The sequence below is a fragment of the Streptomyces endocoffeicus genome (genome assembly GCF_016741935.1).
GTDB lineage: Bacteria > Actinomycetota > Actinomycetes > Streptomycetales > Streptomycetaceae > Streptomyces > Streptomyces endocoffeicus.
Window position 1 is genome coordinate 1 of the sequence record NZ_JAERRG010000225.1, and the last position, 380, is coordinate 380.

At 66.6% G+C, this 380-nt stretch carries 1 pseudogene; it reads left to right on the forward strand.

From position 1 onward, the window contains the following. Positions 1 to 380: pseudogene (locus JK364_RS54705) on the forward strand (hypothetical protein); the annotation flags it as partial.

Sequence of the window (380 nt, forward strand, 5' to 3'; positions counted from 1 at the left end):
GCCACCAGATCACCGTGCTGGAACGCCAACTCGGCGAGCAAAAAGTCCGGTTCACGCCGAGCGATCGGGCATTCCTGGCGGCGCTGTTGCACCGGCTGCCACCGCACGTCCTGCGACAGTTACGGCTGCTCGTACGCCCCGACACGGTGCTGCGTTGGCACCGCAACCTCGTCGCACGCCGCCATGCCGCCTCCTGCCGGCCCAAACGCCCGGGAAGACCGCGCACCGTGCGCTCGATCCGCATCCTGGTACTGCGGCTGGCGAAGTGATCGACATGGACCTCGAAGACTTCGGCTGCCGGGCACGGTTCATGATCCGGGACAGGGACGGGAAGTTCCCCGAACTGTTCGATGCCGTCCTCAAGGACACGGGGATCGACC